We start from the raw sequence: 23,806 nt of genomic DNA on the forward strand, positions 1-23,806 counted from the left end.
ACTCAGGCCATGGTCGTGTGCCACACGATGGCGGCGGCGAGCGCGCCCGCACCGTTCAGTGACCAGTGCAGCGCGATGGGCGCGATCAGACTGCCGCTGCGGCGGCGGAGCCAGGTGAACACGACGCCCGCGGCGGCGGTGGCGACGACCGCCCCCAGGATGCCCAGCACCTGACCGGCAACCCCGCCTCCGAGGAACCCGGATAGCCCCTTGTTACCCGACGTCAGTCCCAGCGACGACGCGATGTGCCAGAGACCGAACATCAGCGATCCGGCCGCGAACACGCCACGTGCGCCGTAGACCCGGCCGAGGGTGCCCTGCAGCACGCCGCGGAACGCGAGCTCCTCGGGGATGACGGTCTGCAACGGGATGACGATCATCGACGCGACGAGCGCACCGGACAGGGTGGCGTACCGGTCGGCCATGAAGAAGGGGCGGGTGATCGGCAGGGCCGCGCCGATCGCCACGACGCCGATCACGAGTCCCATCGCCGCCAGCGCGTACAACGAACCCTTTCGCCAGTGCCGGGGCGAGAGCCCCAGTTCGACCCAGCCGAGTCCGCGGCGGCGGGTGAGCACGAGCAGCACGACAGCGGCGATGGGAACGGTGGCGATGCTCGCCCACGCGGTGGTGAAGTGTGCGATCAGATTCGTGGCCACGAGGACGACCACCACGATCGCGATGTCGAGGTAGGCATGCAGCACGGGCCGCTTCGCGCGTGCACCGGACGTCTCGCCGTCGACAGCTCCGGCGTACTGGACTTCAAGGGTCATTCGGCCGGCCGATCTGGTTCGTGAACACGCATCAAGTCAAGTGTACGGATTCGTCTGTGAAACCTCTGTGAGCCACGCCACTGCGCAGGTCGAAGCATGCCCCCGCGTCACAGGGCCGCCGGAGCCCGCGTCTAGCCTGGATACGAACTTCACACAACCCGCTGTCCAGGAGATAGAATGGCCGACTTCCTCTACGAGGACTTGCTGCCCATCGGTGAGGACCCCACCGAATATCGGCTGCTGACCACCGAGGGGGTGTCGACCGTCGAAGGACCCGACGGCCGCACCTTCCTGTCCGTCGAGCCCGAGGCGCTGCGCCTGCTCACCGAGACCGCACTCCACGACATCTCGCACTACCTGCGCAGCGACCATCTGACGCAGCTCGCGAGCATCCTCGACGACCCCGAGGCATCGGGCAACGACAAGTTCGTGGCACTGGATCTGCTCAAGAACGCCAACATCTCCGCGGCCGGCGTGCTGCCGATGTGCCAGGACACCGGCACCGCGATCGTCATGGGCAAGCGCGGCCAGCACGTCCTCACCCCCGGCGACGACGAGAAGGCCATCGCCCGGGGCGTCTACGATGCCTACACCCGGCTCAACCTGCGGTACTCGCAGAACGCGCCGATCACGATGTGGGACGAGAAGAACACCGGAAGCAACCTCCCCGCCCAGATCGAGCTCTACGCCGACACGGCGACCGGCCACGAGAACGCCTACAAATTCCTGTACATGGCCAAGGGCGGCGGCAGCGCCAACAAGTCCTACCTGTTCCAGGAGACCAAGGCGATCCTGAACCCGGACGGCATGATGCGGTTCCTCGAGGAGAAGATCCGCGCCCTCGGCACCGCAGCCTGCCCGCCGTACCACCTCGCGATCGTCGTCGGCGGCACGTCCGCGGAGTTCGCGCTCAAGACGGCCAAGTACGCGTCCGCGCACTACCTCGACGAACTCCCCAACGAGGGAGCGATCACGGGCCGCGGCTTCCGCGACCTGGAACTCGAGGAGAAGGTGCTCGAGCTGACCCGTCAGATCGGCATCGGCGCACAGTTCGGCGGCAAGTACTTCTGCCACGACGTCCGCGTCATCCGCCTGCCCCGCCACGGCGCGTCACTGCCCGTCGCTCTCGCCGTGTCCTGCTCGGCGGACCGCCAGGCCAAGGCGAAGATCACCCCCGAGGGCGTCTTCCTCGAGCAGCTCGAATTCAACCCCGGCCGGTTCCTCCCCGAGGTCACCGACGCCCAACTCGACGCCGAGACCGACGGCGTCTCCGGCACCGGCAAGGGCGCCGCCGTGAAGATCGACCTCACCAAGCCGATGCCGGAGATCCTCGCCGAGCTGTCCAAGCACCCGGTGAAGACACGGCTGTCACTGACCGGCCCGCTCGTCGTCGCACGCGACATCGCCCACGCCAAGATCAAGGAACGACTCGACGCCGGCGAGGACATGCCGCAGTACCTCAAGGACCACCCGGTGTACTACGCCGGTCCGGCCAAGACCCCCGACGGCATGGCGTCCGGTTCCTTCGGACCCACCACCGCCGGTCGCATGGACTCCTACGTGGAGCAGTTCCAGGCCGCGGGCGGCTCGATGGTGATGCTCGCGAAGGGCAACCGCTCCAAGCAGGTCACCGACGCGTGCAAGTCGTACGGCGGCTTCTACCTCGGGTCCATCGGCGGTCCCGCGGCGCGTCTCGCCCTCGACTGCATCAAGAAGGTCGAGATCGTCGAGTACGAAGAACTCGGCATGGAAGCGGTCTGGAAGATCGAGGTCGAGGACTTCCCCGCGTTCATCGTGGTCGACGACAAGGGCGAGGACTTCTTCGCCGGTGTCTCCACCCCCACCCTCACCATCGGCAAGCGTCCCGGCCTGTAGGCGGCTCCGCCGCCCGTGCGCCTTTTTGGTAGCTGGAGCAACCAGAAAGGCGCACGGGCGCTACGCGCCTACGGCGATCTCGATGACCGGATTCTTCGCGGGGTCGAGCCGGCCGAGGAGTGAGGTCAGCGTGTCGCGGTCGATGGCGACGCACCCTTCGGTGGTGGTGCCGTCCGTGACGTGCAGGAACATCGCCGAACCCAGGCCGGGAATGCGGGCGGCGTTGTAGCCGATCGCGACCGCGTAGTCGTACAGCGGTCCAGCCGCGTAGAGGTTCTCGCTGTTCCCACCGGGGCTCGCGTCCTGACGGACGTGCGTGTTGTAGGTCGGCGAGAGCGGATTCGCATCCCACCAGTCACGTCGATCGGACTGGAAGTACGGCATCGCCGTCTCAGGTGCGGGCTGCCGGCCGAATGCCTGCGACAGCGGGAAGACACCGGCAGGCGTGCGGGTGGAGAATTCGTTCGCCGCGCCGATTCCTTCCGCGCCGACGTCGGCGGGGACGGGGCCCGCGAACACCTGCCACGTGCCGTCCGCATTCCGTTCCCAGGCGGTCAGTTCGGCGACCACTGCCCCCGCGGACGTGGCGTAGACGGTGATCACCTGGTCCGATGCGCCGGAGAAGACTGCTCGGTCCGGTGCCGCGGAGGCGCCGGGTACGAGCACCAGCCCGATCAGAGCCACCATCAGTCCCGCCAACCACAGTCGACCCACCCGTAACGTCGTCATGGGGCGAGTGTTCCATCCTCGGGCACTCGTCGCGAGATTTTCCCCCCGCGCTACTACACGCGGCAGAGGATCTCGCTGTGCAGGAGCGCGAACCAGCCGTCGTCCTCCCGCACCCACGAACGCCAGCCCGCAGCGATGAGTTCCAGGTCCGCCCCGCTGGCGAGCCCCAGTTCGAGCGCCCGGTCCGCGTAGTTCGACTGCACCGAGCGATCGGCCCAGGATCCTCCCCACCATTCGCGATCCTCGTCGGAGGAGAAACACCACGTGCTCGCGGTGTTCACGACGTCGCCGAGACCCGCCCCATGTGCCCAGGCCCGCAGGCGTCGACCGGCGTCCGGTTCACCACCGTTCGCCCGAGCGATCTTCTTGTAGAGCGTCAGCCATTCGTCGAGTTCCGGTGTCGCCGGAAACCACGTGAAGGTGCCGTAGTCCGCATCGCGGGCGGCGACGATCCCACCGGGCTTGCACACTCGCTTCATCTCGCGCAGTGCCTGCACCGGGTCACCGACGTGTTGCAGGACCTGATGCGCGTGCACGATGTCGAAGCTGTCGTCGGGAAAGTCGAGGGCATGGACATCCGACACCACGGTCAAGACGTTCGGGACTCCCCGCTTCGCGAACTCGTTCCGGGCGAGGGACAGCGCCTCGTCGTTCATCTCGACGGCGGTGACGACTCCGGGTGCGACGAGTCCGGCGAGGTCGGCGGTGATCGTGCCCGGCCCACACCCGACGTCGAGCAAGGTCATGCCTGCGCGCAGGTGCGGGAGCAGATAACCGGCGGAGTTCTCGGCGGTGCGCCACCGATGGTTCCGCAGCACCGATTCGTCGTGACCGTGGGTGTAGACCGTCTCGTCGCCGTTCATGTCTTCGACGCTAGCAATGTCGACCAGATAATGGGATAGTCCTCTCACCCTTCAAGATATCGTGAATTCCGGTAGCGGCGGGTCGTGAGTGTTACGTTGTTGCACACCAACGCGGCAACCGAGGGACTGCCATGACTTTCAGCCTCGCTCTCACACCGGCGCAGAAAGACCTCGTCGAGCGGACGCACGCCTTCGCGGAGAATGTCATCCGGCCGGTGGCGGCCGAGCACGACCGCGCGCAGGAGTTCCCCTGGGACGTTCTCGAGAAGGCCGCGCAAGAGGGCTTCTACAGTCCGCTGTTCTACCGCGACCTCATCGGCGACCCGACCGGGCTGTCCCTCCCGCTGTTCATGGAGGAGTTGTTCTGGGGTTGCGCCGGAATCGGGCTGGCCGTCGTGATGCCCGCGCTGGCGCTGTCGTCGATCGGGCAGGCCGCCACGCCGGAGCAGATGCTGCGGTGGGCACCGGAATGCTTCGGCGAGCCCGGCAACCTGAAACTCGCCGCACTGTGTATCTCGGAACCCGAGGGCGGCAGCGACGTCCGCAATCTGCGGACCACCGCGACGCGCGACGGCGACGAGTGGGTGATCGAGGGCCACAAGATGTGGATCGGCAATGGGGGCATCGCCGACGTGCACGTCGTGAACGCGACCGTCGATCCGGATCTGGGCCATCGCGGGCAGGCGCTCTTCGTGATCCCCGGAGGAAGCCCGGGTATCGAACTCGTCCGCAAGCTCGACAAGCTGGGCTGCCGCGCGTCGCACACGGCGGAGCTGAAATTCCATCAGGTGCGGGTCCCCTCCGACCATCTGCTCGGCGGCGACGACAAGCTCCAAAACCGCATGCGGAAGGCCCGTGAGGTGCAGGAGGAGGTGGCCACCGGCGCGCCCCGGCGGAAGTCGGCCACCCTCGGCACGTTCGAGCAGACACGCCCCATGGTCGCCGCTCAGGCGCTGGGCATCGCCCGCGCCGCGCTCGAATACGCCACCGAGTACGCGAACCGCCGCGAGGCGTTCGGCGGCCCGATCATCGACAACCAGGGCATCGCGTTTCCGCTGGCCGACCTCGCAACCCAGATCGACGCCGCGCGACTGCTCACGTGGCGGGCGTCGTGGATGGCGGCGGCGGGCGTGGAGTTCCGCCACGGCGAGGGCTCGATGGCGAAACTCGCGGCGTCGGAGGTCGCGGTGAAGACCACGGAACGCGCACTGCAGACGATGGGCGGGTGGGGATACATCAGCGACCACCCCGTCGAGAAGTGGTACCGGGACGCCAAGCTGTACACCATCTTCGAGGGCACCAGCGAGATTCAGCGGATGGTGATCGGGCGCGCACTCGGCGCCGCGGACGGGGCCCCGCCCCTCCACTTCGATCAGCCGACCGAGGGATCCGCCTTCAACCGGCGGTTCGGCAGGGGCACGTCCGTGCGCACGAAGGCGGGCGAGTTCGCGATGTCGATGAAAGACCGGATGCCCGAGTCCGCGCAGCGACTGGCGATGAAAATACTTGCCCCACCGAAGAAGTGATACACGCCCGAGATCAGGTCCAGAGGGCGGCCACCAAGACGGTGACGATGCCGAGCCCACCGGTCACGTGGACCAGGTTCGGGTTCTCCTGCCCCTTCTTCTGCTTGCCCCGGACGATCTCGGCGAGCGCGACCACCACCAGTGAGAGCAGAAGCTTCACGCCGATCTTGACGTGGTTGTAGTCCTTGTCCAGCACCGCCTCGCCGAGCCCGACCAGGATCAGTCCCGTCACGAACTGGAGCCGCGCACCCCACACCATCACCTCGGAGATCCGCGGCGCTTTGAGCACCGCGAAATAACCGCCGACGAGGGCAGCCATGCCGAGCAGGTGGCAGACGAGGAAGAGGTTGTAGACGACGGTCATCTCCGCAGCCTAGCGATCTGCCCGGTCAACCGGAGACGATTCCCGCCTCGATGGCCGCCTCCCGGTACGACGCGGCCAGCGTGGCGACTGTTTCGTGAGCGTTGAGCCCGCTGGGATTGGGCACCAGCCACAACTCCACGCCCTCGAGATCGCGGGGTTGCCTACCCTTCTTCGCGGCACGCTCCCCGAAAGCCGTGCGATAGGCGGTGATTCCGGCGACGGCGACCACCCGGGGAGCGGTGTCGCGGACCACCGCGCGCAGGCGCTCGGCGCCGACGGCCAGTTCCTCACCGGACAACTCGTCCGCCTTCGCCGTGGCCCGCGGGGCCAGGTTGGTGATGCCGACGCCCCGCCCGATCAGGTGATCGCGATCCGCGTCCGACATCCCGGCCGTCGGATCGATCGGACGCTCGATGATTCCGGCGGCCAGCAGGGCCGGATAGAAGCGGTTGCCCGGGCGTGCGAAATGCGCCCCGGTCGCGGCCGTCCACAGTCCCGGGTTGATGCCGACGAACAGCAGACGGCAGCCCGGTCCGATGAGGTCCGGAACCTCGGCGTCGCGGAACGACTCCAACTCCGCACGCGTAAAGCTCACAGTCGGCCCGCCTCCGCTAATCCCGCGACGGTGTCGGCCAGGGTTTCCGCCGAATCGCGGTACTTCACACCCAGTTCGCTCTCGCTCGGCCGGTCGTCGGTGTCCGGCATCCGCGTGTAGTACTCCATCGCGGCCTCCGAGATCGGGGTGTCGATGGGGACGAACCGGTCGACGGCGTCGACCAGCCTGCCCACCAGGCGCAGCGCGGCGTCCGGAACCGGGAACACTCCCATCCACTTGCCGGTGATCACGCCCAGCATCTCGGCGATCCCCGCGATCGGAATCCGGGGACCACCGAGCATGTACCGGCGGGCCACACGTCCCGGCTCGAGGAGGGCGGCGTGCGCGCTCGCCACCTCCCGGACGTCGACCATCGTCCACGCGGCGCCCCGCCCGGGCAGACCCCGCAGGTGGACGGCGGCCTCGACCGCCTGGGCGGCCTCACCGAACTGGGTCCCCGCCGGCGGGCCGACGATCATGCCCGGATAGGTGATCGCGATCGGTCCGCCGTCGGCCTGAAGGTCGCGGGCGTACTGCTCCACACGTGCCTTGCTCCGGCCGTACGCGTCGGGTGGCCCGCACACCGGCAGGTCTGGAGTGAGCAGCCGGGCCCCCGGCTGGAACAGCGCGGCGATACTCGAGACGTAGACGATCGGATCGAGGCCCAGCTCGACCGCGGTTCCCAGCACGTTCTGCGCACCTGCCAGGTTGGTCTGCAGCATCTCCTCCGCCCGTCGCGGGTCGACCGCGACCACGGCCGCGGCGTGGATGACGGCGTCGCAGCCGTCGAGCGCGCGGCGCACGGACTCGGCGTCCGTGATATCACCGACCACGTGATCGGACGTGTCGAGTCCGAGTGCCGCGGCACTGGTCACGAGGCGAGCAGGATCCCGCACGAGGAAGCGCACCCGGTGACCGGCGTCCACCGCCGCCTTCGCGCTCCACGCCCCGACGAACCCTGTTCCCCCCGTGACCAATACCAGCAAGGTGAACTACACCGTCCTGGCGAGACGGTTGGCGAGCATGGTGGTGAACCGGGCCGGATCCTCGAGTTCGCCGCCTTCGGCCAGCAACGCCATCCCGTAGAGGAGCTCCGCGGTCTCCCCCAGCGCCGGATCCTCGTTGCGTTCGCCGTGCGCCTCCCGCAGCCCGGTGACGAGCGGGTGGGTCGGGTTCAGCTCGAGGATGCGCTTCGTGACGGGGACGGGCTGCCCGGATGCCCGGTACATCCGCTCCAGTGCCGGCGACATACTGAACGCATCGCCGACGATGCAGGCCGGGGACGTGGTCAGCCGCGTCGACAGTCGCACCTCCTTGACCTGCTCGCTCAGGGCGTCGGCCATCCAGGAGAGCAGGCCGGCGAAGTCCTTCTCCTGCTCCTCCCGCTCCGACTCGTGCGCCTTCTTGTCTTCCTCGGTGTCGAGATCGACCTCGCCCTTGGCGATCGACTGGAACGACTTGCCGTCGAATTCCGGCACGGCGCCGACCCACATCTCGTCCACGGGATCGGTGAGCAGCAGCACCTCGAAGCCCTTCGCGCGGAAGGCCTCCATGTGCGGTGAGCTCTCGAGCAGTTGCCGGGATTCGCCGGTCGCGTAGAAGATCTGCTCCTGACCGTCCTTCATCCGTGCCACGTAGTCTTCGAGCGAGGTCAGCTCCTCCTCGCTGTGGGTGGACGCGAACGACGAGATTCCCAGCAGCACATCCCGATTGTCGGTGTCCGACATCAGGCCTTCCTTGACCGCGCGGCCGAACTCCGCCCAGAACGTGCGGTAGTCGTCGGGCCGCCCGGCCTTGAGGTCCTTGATCGTGGTGAGGACCTTCTTGGTGAGCCTGCGCCGGATGGCACGAATCTGGCGGTCCTGCTGAAGGATCTCACGAGACACGTTGAGGGACAGGTCCTGAGCGTCGACCACACCCTTGACGAAGCGGAGGTACTCCGGCATCAGCTGGTCGCAGTCGTCCATGATGAAGACGCGCTTGACGTACAGCTGCACACCCGTCTTCCCGTCCCGCATGAACAGGTCGAACGGGGCGTGGGACGGGATGAACAGCAGTGCCTGGAACTCGAACGTGCCCTCCGCCTTCATCGGGATGACCTCGAGCGGATCGTCCCAGGCGTGGGCGATGTGCTTGTAGAACTCCTTGTACTCGTCCTCGGAGACGTCGTCCTTCGAGCGCGCCCACAGCGCCTTCATCGAGTTGATCGTCTCGGACGTCGTGGTGACCTCGTCCTCGCCGTCACCCTCCGCGGGAACCGTGCGCTCGATGTTCATCCGGATCGGCCACGCGATGAAGTCGGAGTAGCGCTTGACGAGTTCCTTGATCTTCCGTTCCGACGTGTAGTCGTGCAGGTGATCCTCGGCGTCCTCGGGCTTGAGGTGCAGGGTGACGGAACTGCCTTGCGGGGCGTCGTCGACCGCCTCGATCGTGTAGGTGGCCTCGCCGCTCGACTCCCAGCGCGTGGCCTCGCTCTCGCCGGCCTTCCGCGTCAGCAGCGTCACTTTGTCGGCGACCATGAACGTCGAGTAGAAGCCGATGCCGAACTGTCCGATCAGTTCCTCGGAGGCGGCGGCGTCCTTCGCTTCCTTCAACTTGCGGCGCAGGTCTGCGGTGCCGGACTTGGCCAGCGTGCCGATGAGGTCGACGACCTCGTCGTGCGACATGCCGATGCCGTTGTCGCGGACGGTCAGCGTGCGCTGCTCCGCGTCCACCTCGATCTCGATGTGCAGATCCGACGTGTCGACGTGGAGCTCCTTGTTGCGGAAGGCTTCGAGCCGCAACTTGTCCAGCGCATCCGACGCGTTGGAGATGAGCTCCCGCAGGAACGAGTCCTTGTTGGAGTACACCGAGTGGATCATGAGGTCCAGGAGCTGGCGGGTCTCCGCCTGGAACTCCAGTTGTTCGATTTTCGTGCTCACTTCGATTCCCTTCGACAGCAGAACCCTCGACACCAGATTCGTCGTCGGAATGATAGCCCGCGGCCGAATACCGGATTCATCGCGGCGAGAGGTCCGGATATAGCTGCGCCAGGGCGGCGAGGACCTCCGGCGCCGACCTGGACCGAGACCGTCAGCCGGCGGCGTCCTCCTTCAGGGTGTGCGCGACCACCGCGTTGGCGTGGCCGTGACCGAGGCCGTGCTCGGACTTCAGCCAGCTCACCAACTCCATGTGCTTGGTCAGCTCGGACGACCGGATGAGCGTCTGCCATTCACTGATCGGCCGACCGTACTTCTCCTCGATCGACGGGAAATAGGACGCGGGGCCCTTCACTGGTTCAGCCATGCGCGACAGGCTAGCCGAACCCTCCGACACATACTGTCCGACAAGCATCTTCGGATGTAGCGACACTCAGACGGGACGCGCCCAATCGGCGAGCTGCCGCGACACCTCCCGGTACCCCCGCTCCCCGCTCGACACAGCGATGACCAAGTCGTACGCCGGATCTTCGGGAGCATCCAGGTCGTAACCGTTCAGTCCATAGAACACGTGAACCGCCAGCCAGGACAGCCTCTTGTTCCCGTCGACTAGCGCATGGTTCCTGGTCAGGGACTCGAGCAGAACGGCAGCCTTGTCGTGAATCGACGGGTACGCCTCCTCGCCGAGCAATGACGCCTGCGGACGATGAGCCGCCGAGTCGAGCAGTCCGAGGTCCCGGACGGACGCAACGCCGAGATCCTCAGCCAGCGCGAGCAAGTCCTCGAGAGTCAGGTAGTCGATCGTCACTGAGCGAGGCGGTCCAGCAAAGTGGCATACCGGTCGCGGCCGCGACGGGACAGCGCGCGAACCCGCTCGTCATGGGTGTGTCGGGCAGCAGCCTCCACGATCGCGCGGACGGTCGCCTCTTGTTTGCTGACACCTTGAGCGTCGGCGAGAAGCGTGAGCGCGCGCTCCTGCTCCTCGGTCAGTCGCAATGTCATGGCCATGTACCAATGATACCAAAGTGGTACCAGCTGACGGCACCTCCCGGCGAATCACCACGAGCCGCCGCGAACCGCACGACTCTTTCGCGACGGAAGCCTTCTCGGGTTTGCTCGGGGATCCGTAGGCTGAGCGTATGTATCCGTCACGCGCGAAGAGAATTCCGGCAAGGTGACGCCGTGGCGGAGCTGATTCTGGGGCCACTGCTGAGACATGTCGGCACGTGCGACGCGACGGTGTGGGTCGAGACGTCGGAGGCGTGCACCGTCCGGGTCCTCGGCCACGAGGAACGCACGTGGAACGTGTCGGGTCACCACTATGCGCTCGTCGTCGTGGAGGGTCTGGAGCCCGGGTCGACCACCCCGTACGAGGTGACGCTCGACGGCCGCCCGGTGTGGCCGTTGCCGAGTGCCGTCCCGTCGATGATCCGCACGCTCCGGAAGGACGACGACACGCTGGTTCTCACGTTCGGGTCGTGCCGGTTCGCCACGATGTCCACGACGGAGGGCAACCGGCACCTCGGCGCCGACGCCCTGGACGCGTATGCGGTGCGGATGGCCGAACAGTCCCCGGACCAGTGGCCCGACGCCCTGCTGCTGCTCGGGGATCAGGTGTACGCCGACGAACTCTCCCCCGAGACCGAGGCCCGGGTCGCCGAGATCCACGACGTGAACGAGCCACCGGGGCCGCAGGTGCGCAATTTCGAGGAGTACACCTGGCTCTACGCCGAATCGTGGACGGACCCTCAGGTGCGCTGGCTGATGTCCACCGTGCCGACGTCGATGATCTTCGACGATCATGACGTCCGGGACGACTGGAACACCTCGGAATCCTGGCGCGACGAACTCGAGGCCACGTCGTGGTGGGAGGAGCGCATCGTCGGCGCGTTGTCCTCGTACTGGGTGTACCAGCACCTCGGGAACCTGGCGCCGAGCCACCTAGCCGAAAACGAACTGTATCAACGGGTTCGGAAGCACGGTGGCGACGTCGAGCCGATGCTCCGCGAATTCGCGTCTGCCGCCGACGAGGAAGCGGACGGGGCCAAGGGCACGCAATGGTCGTATCGCCGGGACCTCGGGGTCGCGCGGCTGCTCGTCATCGACTCGCGGTGCGGGCGTGTCCTCTCCGGCGGTCGCCGCGAGATGGTGTCCGACCCCGAATTCTCCTGGATCGAACGTCAGACCGAGGGCGACTACGACCACCTGCTCGTCGGGACGTCTCTGCCGTGGTTGCTGCCCCGCGCCCTTCACGACCTGGAGTCCTGGGACGAACGGCTCGCCGCCGGGTCCCGCGGCCCGCGGGTGGCGGCCGTGGCGGAGAAGATCCGGCGGGGGGCGGACCTCGAGCACTGGGCGGCGTTCCGTGACTCGTTCGACCGGTTGGCCCGCCTCTTCGCCGAGGTCGGCGCGGGCCGCAAGGCCGGGCCGGCCGGGCGGGCGCCGTCCACCATCTCGGTGCTGTCCGGGGACGTCCACCACGCCTACGTCGCGCAGGCGCACTACGCCGAGAAGCTGCAGTCACTGGTGTATCAGCTGACGTGCTCTCCCCTGCACAACTACGTTCCGGCCGCCATGAAAGTGGCATTCCGGATCTCGTGGCGGCGCGCCACCGAGCGGACCGTGCGTTTCATCCTCGGCCGGGTGTCGCGAGTGCCACCCGTACCCATCCACTGGTCGAAGGTCGCCGGACCGTTCTTCGGCGATCAGGTCGCGACGCTCCACCTGAACGGACGGACCGCCCGCCTCGTGATGGAACAGGCACGCAACGACCGCGACGGCACGCCGCGGTTCAAGACCATGACCGACCTCGAGTTGACGACGGGAAACGACTACTGACGCTGCTCGGCCGCCGCCTTCAGCTGGGCGAGCCCCTTCTCGAAGTCCTTGCCCACCATCTTGTCCATCGGGAAGAGGACGCCCACGATCTTGAAGAAGCGGTTGGTCTTGCCGGTCATCTGCCAGCGGACGGTGGTCCCGGCGCTGTTCGGTTCGAGGAGGAACGTCGTGACGTTGTCCGCCTTGAACGGTTTGAGGAACTTCAGGTCGAGCACGACCTTCGAACCGGGCACCGACTCGGTGATCACCATCGACCCCGCCCCCGCCTTGCGATTGCCCTCCCAGGCGTAGGCAGCGCCGACACCCGAGGCCGGGCCGGAGTACGTGCGCTTCAGGTCGGGATCGACGTTCTCCCACGGCGACCACGACTGCCACAGCCGGAAGTTGTCGAGGAGCGGCTGAACGGCGTCGGGGCTCGCATCGATGACGGTGGAACGCTCGACGAGGAAGTCGTCCGAAGCCATGCCGGTCTCCATTCGGTGTCGGGTGTGGTGGAACGGGGTCGCGCCCACCTGTCCAGGTGGAAGATAACGCCTCACCGGCGGTCGCTCGCGCGGTATCGTCGGGAGCGACCCAACGACAGTGCTGTGGTGGGGGTAGCAGTGACGACCGAGACGGATCTGATCCGCAATATCGCTCTGATGGGACATCAGGGTAACGGGAAGACGACGCTCGCGGAGGCGATGCTCTTCCGCGCCGGTGTCGTCACCCGGCCCGGACGCGTCGAGAGCGGTAACACCGTGCTCGACACCCAACCGGAAGAACACGACCGCACGCAGTCGCTGGCGCTCGGCCTGGCCTCCTTCTCGTGGGGCGACTACCGGATCAACCTGCTCGACCCGCCGGGCTACGCCGATTTCGTCGGCGACGCGATGACCGCGCTCCGGGTCGCGGACGTCGCCGTGTTCGTGATCGACGGCGTCAGCGGCCTGCAGGTGAACGACGAATTGCTGTGGCAGGCGGCCGGTGAGCGTTCCATTCCGCGCATCCTGTTCGTGAACAAGATGGACAAGGAGCGGGCGTCGTTCGACGTCGTCCTGGCCGGGATCCGCGACCATTTCGGGTCCGGGGTCGAGCCGGTCGACCTGCCCGTCGGCGAGGCGTCGGCGTTCACCGGGGTCGCGGATCTCCTCACCGAGCACGTCATCCTCTACGACAGCGGGTCCGCGAACACGAGCGACGAACTGCCCGTCGACATCGCCGACCGCGAGCACGAACAGCACGAGCATCTCGTGGAGGACGTGGTCGAGATCGAGGACGACCTGCTCTCGAAGTATCTCGACGGGGAGGACATCTCCGTGGCCGAACTCGAGCACGCGCTCCGCGCGGGTTTCGCGGCGGGCTCGCTGTGGCCGGTGCTGTGCGGGTCGGCTGTCGATGCGATCGCCGTCGACCGGTTGCTCGACTTCGTGTGCCGGATCGCGCCCGCACCGTCGGAGGTCCCGGGCATCGAGGTTCACGGCGACGGGGTCGCCGAGGTGCGGTGCGATCCGTCCGGCGACCCGCTCGCGTACGTCTTCAAGACGCAAACCGACGAATACGTCGGGCAGGTGGCGTTGGTGAAGATCCTGTCCGGCACCGTGCACGCCGACGACATTCTCGTCAACCAGCGCACCGGCGCGAAGGAGCGCCTGCACAACCTCCTTCGCGTCCTCGGTAGCAAACACACGGCGATCGACACCGCGGAAGCAGGCGACATCGTCGGCGCCATCAAGCTGACCGACGTCTCGACAGGCGACACCCTCGCCCCGATCGGCTCGTCCCTCACCGTGCCTCCGATCGTGCACCGGCGTCCCGTCTACGGGATCGCCGTGGCCGCCGAGAGCGCGGGCGACGAGGACAAACTGGCGACGGCCCTCGCCGAGCTCGTCAGCGACGACCCGACGCTGGAGGTGACCCGCGACAGCGAAACCCACCAGACGGTGGTCCGGGGCGCCGGCGACGTGCACGTGCAGGTCGCGCTGACCCGGCTGAAGCGGCGGTACGGCATCACCCTCCAGACCGAACCTGTCAAGATCGCGTACCGCGAGACGCTGCTCGGCGCCGTGGAGACGGAGGGCCGCCACAAGAAGCAGAGCGGCGGCCACGGCCAGTTCGGGGTGGCGACGGTCCGCTTCGAGCCGCTCCCCCGCAACGAGGGCTACGAGTTCGTCGACGAGACCCGCGGTGGCGTGATACCCAAATCCCTCATCCCCGCGGTCGGCAAGGGGATCGCCGAATCGATGGGACGCGGAGGCCGGCACGGGTTTCCGCTCGTCGACCTGCGGGCCACCGTTCTCGACGGCAAGCATCACTCGGTCGACTCCGACGATTTCAGTTTCCGGATGGCGGGGGCACTCGCCCTCCGTGCGGCCATCGACAAGGTGGGCACCCTCGTCCTCGAACCCGTCGACCACGTCGAAGTCACGGTGCCGTCGGCGCTTCAGGGTGACGTGATGGCGGATCTCGGACGGCGCCGCGGCCAGATCGAGGGCACCGAACCGGCAGGCGACGGCGAGGTCACCGTGATCGCGTCGGTGCCGACGAGCGAGGTCACCGACTATCCGGTCGCCCTGCGCTCGATGACACACGGGCGTGGCCGTCTCGCACTGAGTTTCAAGTGTTACCAGGAGCGGCCCGAACCGCGCTGAGTCGCCGTGGAGGGCGGGGCCGGTTCGTGAGCCGCCGCTAGTGCTCTCGACCGGTCCGCAGCCGAGCGGCGAGTTCCGCGCGACTGCGGACCCCGGCCTTCGCGTACACCGATTTCAGGTGGTCCTGGACGGTGTTCACCGTGATGCCGCGGCGGTCCGCGATCTCGGATGTCGCGTAGCCGGCCATCACATCGGCGCACACGTCACGCTCGCGTGCGGTCACCGCATACGCCGCGAGCAGCAGTCCCGTCAGCTCGCCGTCGACGGCGGGTTCGAGGGTGACCACCGTCTGCGGTTCGTCGCCGCCGATCAAGGCCGTGGCGCGCACCAGAATCCAGCCACCTTCCGCGTCGCGCACCCGCGCCTTGAAGATCCCCGACCCGCTCGACCGCGCCCCGAACGTCGCGGCCCGCAACACCACGGTCAGCCTGCCCGGGGCGACCTCGTCGAAGCGGTCCTGCCAGCCGCGGGCAGCGGCCGTGAGCGCAATCGGATCGCCGGCGGCGTCGGTGACCACTACCGCGGGACCCTGGTCGCCGCGACCGGAGACCGCCGGGGGGTGTACGGACGCGGCCCGCGTCGCGACCGCCAAGCCGGGAGCCACGAGTGTGAGGAACTCGAGCTCACGGTCGGTGAAATCCGGCCCGGACCGCACGAATCCGGCTGCACCCCAGCACACGCCATTGACGCGAAACACGATTCGGACCTCGCTGCCCAGCCCCAGCGGCGCCCACACCGCGCCGTGGCGGAGGCTGTGCGCGACCTCGTCCGCGGGTAGGTCCGAGGCCCGCGCGACGGTTCGGCCACTGCGGGCGAGTTCGGCGAACGTGCCCGGATCGTCGCCGTTGTACTCGGATTCGGCGAGCAGCGGTTCGTACTGCTGCGGTATCCGGCTGCGCCCACTGGTCATCGAACTGATCGCGAGTGTCTCCGGGTCGAGCATCGCCCAGCACGTCAGGTCGCTGCGCACCGTCTCACCGACCAGTTCGATGGCGCGCTCGTGCAGCTGCGTGACACCGGCGCCCGATCCCGCGACCGCGAGCACCTCCCGGCGCAGCTTTTCCGCCCGGACCTCCAGCATGAACACAGTATGCGCTGGTCACAGGCACACCACCATCCCAGATTCCGGGGATGGGCAGCGGGGTGCACCGGTCCTACCGTCGCAGTATGTCCACCCACGTTCACGTAAACAGAGCAGGCGACGGCAGGCGCCTCACCGCGCCGGACGCCGACATCACGCTCCTGGTCGGCGGCGATCACACCGGCGGGGCGTACGAAGTCTTCCTCGTCGAAGCGTCCCGGACCGCACCGGACGGCCCACTGCACGCCGAGCCGTGGTCGAAGTCCTACCACGTGCTGCGCGGCCGGATACTGGTCCAGGCCGGAGACACCGGGTACGAACTCGCGGCGGGGGAAACCCTCGCCATCGAGGCGGGAACGATGAATACGTTCACGGTCCTCTCCGAGTCCGCCGGCTTCCTCCTCGTCTCCGCCGGGGCATCCCACAGCCGCTTCTTCGGTGATCTCGACGCAGTCGGCCGTGACAGGCACGCGCCGGGGGAAATGGACCGGCTGCTGCACGAGGTCTCCGAGCGGTACGGCGTCGAACTCACGGCCGGGTCGGGTGCGCCGTGACCATCGTCGCGCAGATCGCCACACTGGTCGCCGCGGGCGTGCACCTGCTGGCGTTCGTGTGGGAATCGGTCCTGTTCCGCAGGCCGTCGGTGCACGAGGGCATCTTCCGCATCCCCGGCAGCGATGTGCCCGCCGCCCATCTGTGGGCGTTCAACGTCGGCTTCTACAACCTGTTCCTCGGTTCCGGCGCCATCGCCGGCGTCGTCCTGTGGTGGGCGGGTCACGACACTCCGGGTCGCACCCTCGTCGTCTACACCTGCCTCTTCATGTTCCTGGCCGGCATCGCCCTGGCCGTGTCGGACCGGATGGCGCTCAGCCGACAGCGCGGGGACGGCGTCGTCGGCGCACTGTCGCAGAGTGTGCCCCCGCTGGTGGCCTTGATCGCGCTGGCGATCGGGTGACAACCCACGGCGTCCGATTGCCAGGAACTTCTCAGGGTCGACCGAACGGATCCTTACTCGCGGTCGGCATGATGGGAGCCATGTTCCAGGTGACCGTTCTCGCCGTCGGTGGCACCGGAGAGTCCCACCCCGATGACCACCGACGCCACGTCTCCGGACTGTTGCGTGACGTCACCGATGCCCTCGACGACCGGTTCGTGTCGCGGTGGGTCGGCTATCCGGCGTCGTACGGGCCGGTCGCCGCGGGTGGGCTCAGCTACCGGCAGAGCACCGAGGTCGGCGTCCGCCGCTTGATCGACGCCATGGAGGACGCTCCGGGACCGGTCATGCTGATCGGCTACTCGCAGGGATGCACCGTGATCCGTGAGGTGCTCGGGCAGATCGCCACCGGCGCCCTGCGCGCCGACAACCTCTCCGCGGTGGGTCTCGTCTCCGACCCCGAGCAACCCGCGGGGGTGGTGCCGGGCTGCCGCGGGCGCGGTGTCGCGGGCGACGGCGCCCCGATCCCCGACTCCGTTCCGGTCCAGTGGATCGCGCACCCGGACGACATGATTTGCAATGCCAGCGAAGACAGCTACGTCCGCGACATCGCGGACCTCACCCGGTGGATGTCGTTTCGCGCGCTGCGGACGTGGCTCGCCCAAACGTGGGAACTGATCCGCAACAACAGCTTCCAGAACGCGACCAAGACCCGCGTCAGCCCTCGGCAGTGGCGCACCGACCTGCGTCGACTGCGGACCGCGGCGATCGAGGTGCTCGGCTACCTACCGCCGCGCCTCGCCTGGCGCGGTGTGCGCGTCGTCAATGCGCGGGGCGGGCGGCACGTCGCGTACGCCAGCGAACCCCTCGATGCGAGCGGGCTCACCGGATGCCAGATCCTCGCCCAATGGCTGCAGGTGCGGGCGACGTTCGAACCGGCCCTGCCCGTCGCGGCGTAAGGGTCGCGCCGATCAGGCGTCGCTGCGCGGACGCAGCGGAGTGAGCATCCGGCGGGGTGCACGCAGGGCCACGGCGACGGCGTCGCTGCGGGGACGGACGGCCTCCCCCGGCCCGGGCGCGACCACCAGGTCCTCGGGGCCCGGGATCGTGCCGCAGTCGGGGCATCGCCCGAAACGATCGAGTTGCGTTCCGCACTCCGCGTGCGAGAACACGCGGCCCGGGTAACTGCCGGGCGACACGTACTGCTCACCCCATTGCGACAGCGCATAGATGCTCGGCCACAGCGCCTTTCCGGCCTCGGTGAGCTCGTACTCGGGATGACCGCCGTCGGCGACACGGACGAGGACACGGGCCTCGACGAGAGCGGTCAGCCGATCCGTCAGGACGGCGCGCGAGATGTCGAGATGGGCGAGCAGATCACTGAAGCGGCGGACCCCGTAGAAACAGTCGCGCAGCACGAGCATCGTCCACCGCTCACCCACCACTTCGAGGGCGCGAGCGAGGTTGCAGTTCTGCTGCGAGTACCCGGTTCCCAGTGCCACGCCCACATGCTATCGCAATTCAGTCTTGTCACCAGACCAAATTGGTTCTAAGTTCAGTCTTGTGAACAGACCAACTGCGGTTGCCCCACCGATCCGCGCACGCACACCCCGCCCGAGGACCACGCTGGCCGTCGCGTCGCTCGGGACGTTCGTCGCCCTGGTCGCGTTCTGCGCCCCGCTCGGCAACATGCCCACCGTTGCCGCGGCACTGTCGGCAGGGCCGGCAGCGCAGACGTGGATTCTCAGTTCGATGAGCGTCGGCCTCGCCGCGGTCCTACTGACTGCGGGCGCACTCGCCGACGACTACGGCAGGCGCCGGGTGTTCCACTGGGGTGCCTGGCTTCTCGCCCTGGGCGCGGTGGTCGGCGCGGTCAGTCAGGAACCCGTCCTGTTCATCGTCGGACGACTGATCCAGGGAGTGGCGGGCGCGGCACTGATCGCGGCCAGCCTCGGCGCCGTCGCACACGCCTTCACCACGCCGGCGGCAAGGGCGACGGCTAGTGGAATCTGGGGCGCGAGCGTCGGCGCCGGCATCACCGTCGGTCCGGTCCTCGCCGGCCTCCTCGACCTCGCCGGGTGGTGGCGCGGCCTGTACTGGGCACTCGCCGTCGCATCGCTCGTGATCGGACAGGTCGCGACGCGTGCGCTCGCGGAGTCACGCTCCGCCGTCCCGAAGCGGATCGACGTCCCGGGAGCGGTCACGCTGTGCGCCGCGATGGTCCTGGTGCTCGTCGCACTCGTCGAGGGCAGGCAGGGCAACCTCGCCGCCACCGTGCTCTGCGGCGTCGGCGCTGCCGTGTTCACCCTCGCCTTCGTCGCGGTCGAGCGGCGACGACCGTTCCCGATGCTCGACCTCGCGTTGTTCCGCCGACGCGACTTCCTGGCCGCCACCCTCGCGGCCCTCGCGACCGGGGCGGGCATCATCGGTCTGATGTCGTTCGCGTGCACGTTCCTGGTCAAGACGATGCACGTCAGCACGCTGGCCGCAGCCGGGGTGATCGCGCTGTGGTCGGGCACCAGCGTCGTGGCATCGCTGCTGGCGCGGACACTGCCGGCTCGGCTCGCCGGGTCACCGCAACTCGTCCTCGGACTCGCCGGTGTCGGCCTCGCGATGCTCACGATGACGGGCCTCACCCCCGACTCGTCCCTGCTGCGCCTCGTCCCGGGACTGCTGCTCGCCGGCGTCGCCAGCGGGCTCCTCAACGCCGGCCTCGGCCGCCAAGCAGTCGCCAGCGTGCCCGCCGATCAGGGCGGACTCGGCAGCGGCGCCAACAACACCGCCCGCTACCTCGGCTCGTCCATCGGCGTCACCGTCGTCAGCATCATCGCTCTCGACCCGGTAGGCACCGTCGACGGCATGGTGTCGGGCTGGAACTACGCCGCCGTCACCACGGGGCTGATCTCACTCGTCGGCGCAGGGGTGGTCGGCGTGCTCGTGCGAGGAACCGCCGTCAGACGTTGAAGCGGAACTCAGCGCTGGGCGTTTGCTGGAGTTGGCGATTGTTGGCAAATCGCACCTACCTGCGACTTCGACCGTTGATAGCGTTGGCGAGCACCGACAGGCCTCGGGAGTGCTGCGTACCCGCTGCGTACCGAGCGGTGCCACACCACTGCACTCCGATCACCCGGCGATGATCCCCATCCTCCACAGTTGATCCACTACGTCGACCAGCCAAGAAGTGACCACCGGTGGAAACGGCGACCACATGCTCCAGCTATCCCCGACCAGGTGAGTGAAGGCATCCATCTCGATCTCCCTTTCGTTCGGCACCTACCCGATCCCCATCCACTCCCGGAAGCCGGGGATCGGGATGTACCAAACGTGGTCGCCGAGCTGCTGCCAGATCCACATCTGCAGTTGCATGGTTCCTCCTTCGTTGCTGTCACCGAGAAGGGCTGGTCAGTGCCAGGAGTTCCACCACAGCACGAGCGGCACAAGGAACGGGAACCAGTAACTCCAGTCCGGGCCGAATCCGATCATCGGAATACCACCTATCTCGCGGTCACCCCGACCTGTTTCGATTATCGACCTGTCGGCGTCCGTGTGGCGACGAATGCTCGACAGCACGCCCCCGTCCATCGTGCGGACGAGGGCCTTTGCCGCCTACGGCCCTTTGACCAGGAGCTGACTGTTGTTGTAGACCGTCCAGGTGTTGCCGCCAGTGGCGAGCTTGCGGTGCCGCAGGAGCACGCTGTGTACGCCGGGCGTGAGCCCGGTCAGCACCCAGGTCTTCCGGGGCAGCATCCGCGTGGCGCTGGTCGACTGGACTGCCAGGTTCGGGCTCTGCGCGACGCTGTCGAGGTAGAGGGTCGCGACGTACACCGTGACGCCGCCGGGGGTCTCCAGGTCCATCTCGGCCGCGACCTCGTAGGTCGTGCCGTCGACCGGCACGGTGAACGTAAACCCCATACCGGCGATGTCCGCGGCCGTCGTGCTGTCGGGCATGGTGCCCGTCGACGTCGCGCCCGCCTTGCGGAGCCTGGCCGTACTGGGGATGGGGGTCGCCGATCTTCCCGTGGTTGCCCGTGTTCAGCCCGTAGAAGTCGGTGCCTTCGATCCGCTCGACGTTCTTCACAGGACACCCCCGTCGGACGCGGTGACGACGTGCGGCTTTTTCATCCACGTCTGCTTCGTGTAGGCCATCCTTCATTCCTCCTGTGTGTGGCTGTGCTGCTGGGGATGTCGCCGTTATCGCCTGGAGAACGACGCGACTTGCTGCGCCTGCATGAGTTGGAGCTGACGACGCATTTCCTCGAGGCTCATCGTCTGGACCTGACCGATGTTGATCGAGTTGTCGATCTTCTGCGGTGCGCCCTGCTCGACTTGGGCCTTGTCCATCTCGGCGCGCTTGTCCGCGAATCCCTTCGCGACGTCGCGTGCGGCCTGCCAGTACCGGTGCCCCGGATCGAGCAGGGTGCCCTCCATGCCGAAGATGTCCGTCGCGGCCGAGGGCACGATGTCGCCGACCTTCTCGATGAACTTCGGTCCGACCTCGGCGAGCGTTTTGTTGAACGCTGCGAAAAGGTTCCACTGGTCGTTCGTGAGAACGGCCTCTGGCTTGCCGGACTGATTGATGCCGATCGAGTTGTTCGAGAAGATCCCGCCGTTGTCGTACCAGTTGTGGTTCTCCCAGAACGCCTTTGCTGCGGTCGGGAGGCCGTACCGGTCGCGGATGTAGCGGGCGCCGGCCGCGCCCTGAATCCCTGGGTTGGGGTTCTCGTCAGGTAGGTAGGCGTCCTTCGTCGAGCCGAGGAACTGGAAGAGGCCGAACGCTCCCGAGCTTGGGTTGCGCGCGAGGGGGTTCCAGCTCGACTCCTGTCCCACGCTCGGTGCTGCGCGCAGCGCGCCGAGACAAGGTCCTCGCCGAAGACCCGTCCGAGAAGATCGCGCTCCCCCGCCGGCGCCGCGCCGATTCCGCGATGATCATCCCCACCGCAGAACAGGTCGGCGCGCTCGTCCAGGCCGCCGACGTGGACTTCGACGCGTTCGTCGGGCTCTGCGCCTCCGCTGGCCTTCGACTGGGTGAAGCCGCGGCGCTACAGGTCGGCGACGTCGACTTCCTGCGTCGCGAGGTCAACGTTCGGCGTCAGGTGCAGCGAGCCAACGGCGGGGCCGTCGAGCTCCGGGCACCGAAGTACGGCTCCGAGCGCGTGATCCCCGCACCCAACGGGCTACTCGAGTTGCTGTCGCTCCACATCGCCCACTGGCGCGCTGGCACCGACCCTGCCGGTTGGATGTTCCCCGGCGAGGGCGAGCACCCCTGGCACCAGAACTCGGTCGGCTACAGATGGCGCAAGACGCGCAAAGCCGTCGGAGTCGACGATCTGCATCTCCATCACTTTCGGCACTTCTACGCGTCCGGCCTCATCGCGGCGGGCTGCGACGTCGTGACGGTGCAGAAGGCGCTGGGGCACAGCTCCCCCACCGTCACGCTGAACACCTACGCCCACCTGTGGCCGGACGCGAGCGACCGTACTCGCAACGCGGCCGAGGCACTCTTCCGGTCGTCGCTGCAGTCCGCTGCGTACCCACTGCGTACCGAGGACCCAAAACAGGGTGGTGACCAGGGGTTCTAAACGTTGAAGCGGAACTCCACCACGTCGCCGTCCGCCATGATGTAGTCCTTGCCCTCCATACGGACCTTGCCTGCGGCCTTGGCGGCAGCCATGGATCCGGCGGCGACGAGGTCGTCGAAGGAGACGATCTCGGCCTTGATGAAGCCGCGCTCGAAATCGGTGTGGATGACGCCGGCGGCCTGCGGGGCGGTGTCGCCCTTGTGGATGGTCCAGGCGCGGGATTCCTTCGGACCTGCGGTGAGGTAGGTCTGCAGGCCGAGGGTGTGGAAGCCGGTGCGGGCGAGTGCGTGCAGGCCGGGCTCGGACTGTCCGATGGAGTCGAGCATCTCCTGCCGGTCCTCTTCGTCCAGCTCGAGCAGCTCCTGCTCGACCTTGGCGTCGAGGAACACGGCGTCCGCGGGGGCGACGGAGGCGCGCAGTTCGGCGACCTTCGCGTCGTCGGTGAGCACAGCCTCGTCGGCGTTGAACACGTAGAGGAACGGCTTGGTGGTGAGCAGGCTCAGCTCGCGCAGCAGCGCGAAGTCCAGCTTGTCCTTCGCGCTGAACAGGGTCTTGCCCTCGTCGAGGACTTCCTGCGCCTTCAGCGCCTCCTCGTGGATGGGCTTGAGTTCCTTGTTCTTCTTCGCTTCCTTCTCCAGGCGCGGCAGGGCCTTCTCCAGCGTCTGCATGTCGGCGATGACGAGCTCGGTCTCGATCACCTCGATGTCGGATGCCGGGTCGACGCGGCCGTCGACATGCACGACGTCGTCGTCGTTGAACACGCGAACCACCTGGCAGATGGCGTCGGCCTCGCGGATGTTGGCGAGGAACTTGTTGCCGAGGCCGGCGCCCTCGGAGGCGCCCTTGACGATGCCGGCGATGTCGACGAACGACACCGTGGCGGGCAGGATGCGCTCGGAACCGAAGATCCGGGCGAGCTCGGACAGCCGCGGATCGGGCAGTTCGACCAGGCCGACGTTGGGTTCGATGGTCGCGAACGGGTAGTTCGCGGCCAGCACGTCGTTGTTGGTCAGCGCGTTGAACAAGGTGGACTTGCCGACGTTGGGCAGTCCGACGATTCCGAGGGTAAGGCTCACGGTCGTTGGATTCTACGGCGTCGGC

General features: G+C 67.6%; 25 protein-coding genes. 9 read left to right on the plus strand and 16 right to left on the minus strand.

Features of this window, described 5'->3' with window-relative positions:
• Positions 1 to 2 precede the first annotated feature (2 nt).
• Complete coding sequence (locus QM693_RS11885) at positions 3 to 773, minus strand: CPBP family intramembrane glutamic endopeptidase (RefSeq protein ID WP_283331326.1); 771 nt, start codon at positions 771 to 773, stop codon at positions 3 to 5.
• A gap of 177 nt (positions 774 to 950) precedes the next feature.
• On the opposite strand from QM693_RS11885, the gene QM693_RS11890 reads away from it, so the two are divergent.
• Positions 951 to 2,648: a fumarate hydratase gene (locus QM693_RS11890; protein ID WP_005239073.1), complete on the plus strand. Its 1,698-nt coding sequence runs from the start codon at positions 951 to 953 to the stop codon at positions 2,646 to 2,648.
• Between the two features lie 60 nt (positions 2,649 to 2,708).
• Here QM693_RS11890 and QM693_RS11895 read toward each other — a convergent pair whose 3' ends face one another.
• Positions 2,709 to 3,377, minus strand: coding sequence for a L,D-transpeptidase family protein (locus QM693_RS11895; RefSeq protein WP_283352424.1), 669 nt, complete (start codon positions 3,375 to 3,377; stop codon positions 2,709 to 2,711).
• A gap of 53 nt (positions 3,378 to 3,430) precedes the next feature.
• Positions 3,431 to 4,240, minus strand: a complete 810-nt coding sequence (locus QM693_RS11900) for a class I SAM-dependent methyltransferase (RefSeq protein ID WP_283352425.1) — start codon at positions 4,238 to 4,240, stop codon at positions 3,431 to 3,433.
• A gap of 131 nt (positions 4,241 to 4,371) precedes the next feature.
• On the opposite strand from QM693_RS11900, the gene QM693_RS11905 reads away from it, so the two are divergent.
• The gene (locus tag QM693_RS11905) at positions 4,372 to 5,766 is read left to right on the plus strand and encodes an acyl-CoA dehydrogenase family protein (RefSeq protein ID WP_280781572.1); all 1,395 of its coding nucleotides are present in this window, start codon (positions 4,372 to 4,374) and stop codon (positions 5,764 to 5,766) included.
• A 13-nt stretch (positions 5,767 to 5,779) separates the two neighbouring features.
• Here the strand turns inward: QM693_RS11905 and QM693_RS11910 are convergent, their stop codons facing one another.
• The 7 genes from QM693_RS11910 to QM693_RS11940 all read right to left on the minus strand — a co-directional run bounded on the left by QM693_RS11910 (position 5,780) and on the right by QM693_RS11940 (position 10,651).
• Entirely contained in the window at positions 5,780 to 6,130 is a 351-nt protein-coding gene (locus QM693_RS11910) for a hypothetical protein (protein WP_283352426.1), read from the minus strand.
• A 25-nt stretch (positions 6,131 to 6,155) separates the two neighbouring features.
• Positions 6,156 to 6,725 carry a mismatch-specific DNA-glycosylase gene (locus QM693_RS11915; RefSeq protein ID WP_280781570.1) on the minus strand — a complete coding sequence of 190 codons (570 nt, stop codon included), beginning with the start codon at positions 6,723 to 6,725 and terminating at the stop codon, positions 6,156 to 6,158.
• Positions 6,722 to 7,711, minus strand: a complete 990-nt coding sequence (locus tag QM693_RS11920; protein WP_283352427.1) for an SDR family NAD(P)-dependent oxidoreductase — start codon at positions 7,709 to 7,711, stop codon at positions 6,722 to 6,724. The genes QM693_RS11915 and QM693_RS11920 overlap by 4 nt, the downstream gene beginning before the upstream one ends.
• 6 nt (positions 7,712 to 7,717) lie before the next feature.
• Positions 7,718 to 9,646: a molecular chaperone HtpG gene (gene htpG, locus QM693_RS11925; protein ID WP_283331331.1), complete on the minus strand. Its 1,929-nt coding sequence runs from the start codon at positions 9,644 to 9,646 to the stop codon at positions 7,718 to 7,720.
• Between the two features lie 151 nt (positions 9,647 to 9,797).
• A complete protein-coding gene (locus tag QM693_RS11930; RefSeq protein WP_283352428.1) occupies positions 9,798 to 10,010 on the minus strand; it encodes a DUF4287 domain-containing protein in 213 nt (70 codons plus the stop codon).
• 66 nt (positions 10,011 to 10,076) lie between these two features.
• Positions 10,077 to 10,451 (minus strand): type II toxin-antitoxin system death-on-curing family toxin, encoded by a 375-nt coding sequence (locus QM693_RS11935; protein WP_283331332.1) that lies wholly within the window; start codon positions 10,449 to 10,451, stop codon positions 10,077 to 10,079.
• Positions 10,448 to 10,651, minus strand: coding sequence for a CopG family transcriptional regulator (locus QM693_RS11940; RefSeq protein WP_095867225.1), 204 nt, complete (start codon positions 10,649 to 10,651; stop codon positions 10,448 to 10,450). The genes QM693_RS11935 and QM693_RS11940 overlap by 4 nt, the downstream gene beginning before the upstream one ends.
• 174 nt (positions 10,652 to 10,825) lie before the next feature.
• Between QM693_RS11940 and QM693_RS11945 the strand changes: the two genes are divergently transcribed.
• Positions 10,826 to 12,481 carry an alkaline phosphatase D family protein gene (locus QM693_RS11945; protein ID WP_283352429.1) on the plus strand — a complete coding sequence of 552 codons (1,656 nt, stop codon included), beginning with the start codon at positions 10,826 to 10,828 and terminating at the stop codon, positions 12,479 to 12,481.
• On the opposite strand, the gene QM693_RS11950 is transcribed toward QM693_RS11945, so the two are convergent.
• The gene (locus tag QM693_RS11950; RefSeq protein WP_280781565.1) at positions 12,475 to 12,945 is read right to left on the minus strand and encodes an SRPBCC family protein; all 471 of its coding nucleotides are present in this window, start codon (positions 12,943 to 12,945) and stop codon (positions 12,475 to 12,477) included. The two genes, QM693_RS11945 and QM693_RS11950, sit on opposite strands and share 7 nt — an antisense overlap.
• A gap of 138 nt (positions 12,946 to 13,083) precedes the next feature.
• Between QM693_RS11950 and QM693_RS11955 the strand changes: the two genes are divergently transcribed.
• Positions 13,084 to 15,111: an elongation factor G gene (locus QM693_RS11955; RefSeq protein ID WP_283352430.1), complete on the plus strand. Its 2,028-nt coding sequence runs from the start codon at positions 13,084 to 13,086 to the stop codon at positions 15,109 to 15,111.
• Between the two features lie 37 nt (positions 15,112 to 15,148).
• Here the strand turns inward: QM693_RS11955 and QM693_RS11960 are convergent, their stop codons facing one another.
• Positions 15,149 to 16,192, minus strand: coding sequence for a helix-turn-helix transcriptional regulator (locus QM693_RS11960; RefSeq protein ID WP_283331335.1), 1,044 nt, complete (start codon positions 16,190 to 16,192; stop codon positions 15,149 to 15,151).
• 86 nt (positions 16,193 to 16,278) lie between these two features.
• Here QM693_RS11960 and QM693_RS11965 point away from each other — a divergent pair, with 86 nt between their 5' ends.
• From QM693_RS11965 to QM693_RS11975, 3 genes are all read left to right on the plus strand, one after another.
• Positions 16,279 to 16,746 carry a cupin domain-containing protein gene (locus QM693_RS11965; protein ID WP_283331336.1) on the plus strand — a complete coding sequence of 156 codons (468 nt, stop codon included), beginning with the start codon at positions 16,279 to 16,281 and terminating at the stop codon, positions 16,744 to 16,746.
• Positions 16,743 to 17,147, plus strand: a complete 405-nt coding sequence (locus QM693_RS11970; protein ID WP_283352431.1) for a DUF1304 domain-containing protein — start codon at positions 16,743 to 16,745, stop codon at positions 17,145 to 17,147. Before QM693_RS11965 ends, QM693_RS11970 begins: the two co-directional genes overlap by 4 nt.
• Before the next feature lie 68 nt (positions 17,148 to 17,215).
• A complete protein-coding gene (locus tag QM693_RS11975; protein WP_280781560.1) occupies positions 17,216 to 18,085 on the plus strand; it encodes a cutinase family protein in 870 nt (289 codons plus the stop codon).
• Between the two features lie 12 nt (positions 18,086 to 18,097).
• Here QM693_RS11975 and QM693_RS11980 read toward each other — a convergent pair whose 3' ends face one another.
• Positions 18,098 to 18,634 (minus strand): winged helix-turn-helix transcriptional regulator, encoded by a 537-nt coding sequence (locus QM693_RS11980; RefSeq protein ID WP_283331338.1) that lies wholly within the window; start codon positions 18,632 to 18,634, stop codon positions 18,098 to 18,100.
• Positions 18,635 to 18,689: 55 nt separating this feature from the next.
• Here QM693_RS11980 and QM693_RS11985 point away from each other — a divergent pair, with 55 nt between their 5' ends.
• Complete coding sequence (locus QM693_RS11985; RefSeq protein WP_283331339.1) at positions 18,690 to 20,090, plus strand: MFS transporter; 1,401 nt, start codon at positions 18,690 to 18,692, stop codon at positions 20,088 to 20,090.
• 642 nt (positions 20,091 to 20,732) lie between these two features.
• Here the strand turns inward: QM693_RS11985 and QM693_RS11990 are convergent.
• Positions 20,733 to 21,074 (minus strand): hypothetical protein, encoded by a 342-nt coding sequence (locus tag QM693_RS11990; protein ID WP_283352432.1) that lies wholly within the window; start codon positions 21,072 to 21,074, stop codon positions 20,733 to 20,735.
• 243 nt (positions 21,075 to 21,317) lie between these two features.
• The gene (locus QM693_RS11995; protein WP_283352433.1) at positions 21,318 to 21,953 is read right to left on the minus strand and encodes an aggregation-promoting factor C-terminal-like domain-containing protein; all 636 of its coding nucleotides are present in this window, start codon (positions 21,951 to 21,953) and stop codon (positions 21,318 to 21,320) included.
• Positions 21,954 to 21,958: 5 nt separating this feature from the next.
• Here QM693_RS11995 and QM693_RS12000 point away from each other — a divergent pair, with 5 nt between their 5' ends.
• Positions 21,959 to 22,705, plus strand: coding sequence for a tyrosine-type recombinase/integrase (locus QM693_RS12000; protein ID WP_283352434.1), 747 nt, complete (start codon positions 21,959 to 21,961; stop codon positions 22,703 to 22,705).
• Here QM693_RS12000 and ychF read toward each other — a convergent pair.
• A complete protein-coding gene (gene ychF / locus QM693_RS12005) occupies positions 22,702 to 23,781 on the minus strand; it encodes a redox-regulated ATPase YchF (protein ID WP_105421424.1) in 1,080 nt (359 codons plus the stop codon). The two genes, QM693_RS12000 and ychF, sit on opposite strands and share 4 nt — an antisense overlap.
• Between the last annotated feature and the right edge of the window lie 25 nt (positions 23,782 to 23,806).

It is taken from the genome of Rhodococcus sp. IEGM 1305 (assembly GCF_030058635.1).
Classification (GTDB): Bacteria; Actinomycetota; Actinomycetes; order Mycobacteriales; family Mycobacteriaceae; genus Rhodococcus_F; species Rhodococcus_F opacus_D.

What these genes read in the sequence shown, in the direction of transcription:
- QM693_RS11885 (WP_283331326.1), bottom strand. Translation starts at nt 773, where the DNA reads ATGACCCTTGAAGTCCAGTACGCCGGAGCTGTCGACGGCGAGACGTCC.
- QM693_RS11890 (WP_005239073.1), top strand. Translation starts at nt 951, where the DNA reads ATGGCCGACTTCCTCTACGAGGACTTGCTGCCCATCGGTGAGGACCCC.
- QM693_RS11895 (WP_283352424.1), bottom strand. Translation starts at nt 3,377, where the DNA reads ATGACGACGTTACGGGTGGGTCGACTGTGGTTGGCGGGACTGATGGTG.
- QM693_RS11900 (WP_283352425.1), bottom strand. Translation starts at nt 4,240, where the DNA reads ATGAACGGCGACGAGACGGTCTACACCCACGGTCACGACGAATCGGTG.
- QM693_RS11905 (WP_280781572.1), top strand. Translation starts at nt 4,372, where the DNA reads ATGACTTTCAGCCTCGCTCTCACACCGGCGCAGAAAGACCTCGTCGAG.
- QM693_RS11910 (WP_283352426.1), bottom strand. Translation starts at nt 6,130, where the DNA reads ATGACCGTCGTCTACAACCTCTTCCTCGTCTGCCACCTGCTCGGCATG.
- QM693_RS11930 (WP_283352428.1), bottom strand. Translation starts at nt 10,010, where the DNA reads ATGGCTGAACCAGTGAAGGGCCCCGCGTCCTATTTCCCGTCGATCGAG.
- QM693_RS11940 (WP_095867225.1), bottom strand. Translation starts at nt 10,651, where the DNA reads ATGGCCATGACATTGCGACTGACCGAGGAGCAGGAGCGCGCGCTCACG.
- QM693_RS11950 (WP_280781565.1), bottom strand. Translation starts at nt 12,945, where the DNA reads ATGGCTTCGGACGACTTCCTCGTCGAGCGTTCCACCGTCATCGATGCG.
- QM693_RS11960 (WP_283331335.1), bottom strand. Translation starts at nt 16,192, where the DNA reads ATGCTGGAGGTCCGGGCGGAAAAGCTGCGCCGGGAGGTGCTCGCGGTC.
- QM693_RS11965 (WP_283331336.1), top strand. Translation starts at nt 16,279, where the DNA reads ATGTCCACCCACGTTCACGTAAACAGAGCAGGCGACGGCAGGCGCCTC.
- QM693_RS11975 (WP_280781560.1), top strand. Translation starts at nt 17,216, where the DNA reads ATGATGGGAGCCATGTTCCAGGTGACCGTTCTCGCCGTCGGTGGCACC.
- QM693_RS11990 (WP_283352432.1), bottom strand. Translation starts at nt 21,074, where the DNA reads ATGCCCGACAGCACGACGGCCGCGGACATCGCCGGTATGGGGTTTACG.